The organism is Lutibacter sp. (assembly GCF_041562875.1).
Classification (GTDB): Bacteria; Bacteroidota; Bacteroidia; order Flavobacteriales; family Flavobacteriaceae; genus Lutibacter.
In genome coordinates, this window is the sequence record NZ_JBFFOE010000163.1 from 1 (window position 1) to 3,328 (window position 3,328).

3 protein-coding genes are annotated in these 3,328 nt (G+C 31.5%); 2 read left to right on the top strand and 1 reads right to left on the bottom strand.

All coding sequences use genetic code 11. The features are described from left to right. Both ABY863_RS13200 and ABY863_RS13205 read left to right on the top strand, forming a co-directional pair. On the top strand, positions 1-897 hold an 897-nt coding region (locus ABY863_RS13200), incomplete at its 5' end, for a porin (protein ID WP_372795592.1). A 13-nt stretch (positions 898-910) separates the two neighbouring features. Next, the gene (locus ABY863_RS13205; RefSeq protein WP_372795594.1) at positions 911-2,452 is read left to right on the top strand and encodes a DASS family sodium-coupled anion symporter; all 1,542 of its coding nucleotides are present in this window, start codon (positions 911-913) and stop codon (positions 2,450-2,452) included. A 43-nt stretch (positions 2,453-2,495) separates the two neighbouring features. Here the strand turns inward: ABY863_RS13205 and ABY863_RS13210 are convergent, their stop codons facing one another. Then, the gene (locus tag ABY863_RS13210; protein ID WP_372795596.1) at positions 2,496-3,152 is read right to left on the bottom strand and encodes a lysoplasmalogenase; all 657 of its coding nucleotides are present in this window, start codon (positions 3,150-3,152) and stop codon (positions 2,496-2,498) included. Positions 3,153-3,328: the final 176 nt, after the last annotated feature.

Sequence of the window (3,328 nt, forward strand, 5' to 3'; positions counted from 1 at the left end):
GAATCTGGATGGGGAGGATTAAGCAGATGGAACGTTAGAAGTAGTGCTTCATTAATGGCGATAGATGCACCACTATTTTCGCTGTTAACTGTTAATAAAAATGATGATGCTGCAAGAGGTTTAGGAGTATGGATTAAAGGACAAGTTGGCAAATTTGATTATATACTATCCCTAAAAGATCCCGTACAATTTGGTGTTGCTTCCACAGAAGGAAAAACAGATTATGCAAAAAATAAACCTAGAAAAAGAATATCTGGATATGCTAAATACGAGTTTTTAGACAATGAAAGTAACAAATCTCCATATAGTGGTGGAACAGGAACTTATATTGGTTCAAAAAATATATTAAACCTGGGAGTTGGGTTTATGAATCAACCTAAAATGACTTCGCAACTTGTAAATGGTGAAGAAAAATTTTACGATTTTAAAAATTGGGCTGTAGATTTATTTTACGATGCTCCCATTAATAAAGAAAAAGGAACCGCTATAACCTCTTATCTAGGATATTACAATACAGATTTTGGTCCTAATTATATAAGAAATGTAGGTTCAAATGATATTACATCAGGTGGCACCTCATTTAATGGAAGTGGTAATGATTTCCCAATGATGGGGACTGGAAATACTGTATTTTTTCAATTAGGATATTTACTTCCTAAAGCGAAAAATAATAGTCAATTACAACCAAATATAGCAATTCAATATTCTGACTTTGAAGCCTTGGATGATAAAATGATTGTGTATGATTTAGGTGTAAATTGCTTTTTTAAAGGTCATAGCAATAAACTTAGTTTGGGATATCAAAACAGACCCATATTTCAAAATAGTAACAATCAGCTAAAGGTGGATGAACGAAAAGGAATGTTTGTATTACAATATCAAATAGAAATTAACTAAAAACACTAAGATTATGGCAGCATTAGAGCATATAACAAAAATTAACATGAAATTAATAATAGCAGGACTACTTGTGTTTTTTGGTATTATTTTCTTTGTAGACTTACAGCCAGGAAAGCCAGAAGTTACATATACTGCAGCTATTGCGCTGCTTATGGCTTTTTGGTGGGTTACTGAAGCTTTACCAATTGGTATTACTTCATTTCTTCCAATCATTTTATTTCCAGCACTTGGAGTCTTAGATGGTAAAGCTATTTCAAACGCCTATATAAACTATGTAATCTTTTTATTTATTGGGGGTTTTGTTATGGCTTTGGCGATGGAAAAATGGGAACTTCATAAGCGTATTGCATTAAAAATATTATCAATTGTTGGTGGTAGCCCATTTAGAATTATGCTAGGGTTTATGTTAGCATCCTCATTTTTATCCATGTGGATGTCAAATACAGCAACAGCAATGATGATGCTTCCTATTGCCTTTTCGGTAACAGCAGCTTTAGAAGAAGTGTATGGAAAAGGAAGAATGAGTTCGTTTGCTGCAGGTTTGCTACTAAGCATTGCTCATGCTTGCTCCATTGGAGGTATTGCCACGCTCGTGGGGACTCCTCCTAACCTATCATTTCTAAGAATTTTCGAAATTATTTATCCTGGAGCTCCAGAAATTTCATTTGGGCAATGGATAACTTTTGCTTTTCCAATTACGGTTATGATTTTTACTTTTTCATTGCTATTGTTATACTTCACCTATAGGCCTAAAGGAAAAATTAAAAAATTAGACAAATCATTCTTTAGAGATAGATATAAAGCCCTTGGAAAAGTGACAGCCGAACAAAAGCGAGTGTTTGTGTTGTTTGTAACCTTAGCCTTATTATGGGTATTCAGAGCTGATCTTAATATAGGATTTACAACTATCCCTGGATGGAGTTCTATTTTCAAAAATCCAAAATTTTTAAATGATGGTACTGTTGCTATTTTTGTAGCCATGTTATTATTTGTTGTTCCTTCAACTAAAAAGAATGAGGGTTTAGTAGGTTGGAAAATAATGTTGAAAATACCTTGGCATATTGTGTTCCTATTTGGAGGTGGTTTTGCCTTAGCTAAAGGATTTATAGATTCGGGACTATCAAACTATGTTGGAGGTCTTTTAAGCGGGACAAAAGATATGTCACCAGTTATGCTTGTAGGTACTTTAACTGCACTAATGTCTACCCTTACAGAGTTTACATCTAACACTGCAACTACCGAAATGATGTTGCCTATCATTTCTGGTTTAGCAACCGAAATTAGAGTAAATCCATTATTAATCATGATTCCCGTTACATTAGCGGCATCCATGGCTTTTATGCTTCCTATAGCAACACCACCAAATGCTATTGTATTTGGTACTGGAAAATTAAAAATGATACAACTAATAAAAACAGGTTTCATTATAGACATCTTTGCAACCATTATTATTGTGCTCATGACTATAATATGGGGAACCGTTATTTTTGATATTGACCCAACGGTTTTTCCAGATTGGGCAGAACAAACTGCAACAATTATTAAACATTAACCTTAAATAAAAATTTTACTTTGTTCCTAAAAACGTCTTGTCTTTAATGCAAGGCGTTTTTTTGTATCATTGATCTAAAAATTAAATATTGAGCCAACACATAGGTACACATAATTAATACTTTAAATAGATGTGCTTCAAAATGAAATTTATCTATTGCTAACATTGAATCTGAAATCATAAAAATAATAGCTCCAGAAAGCATTAATAAAGATTTTTTTGATTTTGTATTCAAAAAATCAATTAATGAAACAGCTCCAAATATTGATATGATTAATCCGTAAATTACAACTGGCCAAAGCATTTCATGAAGTGAATCTTTTAGATTAAAAATCAACAAACTAAACACTATCAAAAAAGGAATTACTGAAAATATAACTTTTGGTAAATTAAATTCTTTAATTCTTCCAAGTACAATTTTAATAAATAAGAGGTGGGCCATTAAAAATGAAATTAATCCTGCCATAAAAAATAGTTCTCCTGAAAACATCAGTAAAACATCTCCAAAAAATGAAAATTCTAAGGCTATTACATACCATTTTAACCTTTTTGGTAAAGAAAATACATATAAAAAAAGTAGTGATAAAATTATAAATGGCTTAAAAATATAGATGAGTATTGGTATTTCTAAAATAACTCCAATAATATCTAAAATTGATACAAACACAAATACAAAAAAGGTAACTTTAGCTTTATTCATTATAAATTGATTAATTCCAAGTGGGCAAGATACAATTTTTGCTCAATTTATTTAATAAAGGATTCATTCCTTTCACTAAACTTTGCTGCATCATTTTAGAATCATCTTTATGGCATTGCAAACAAGCTCCAACCAATAATAATTGCTGTTGTTCTTTTACTGAAAAAGGTCTAAAA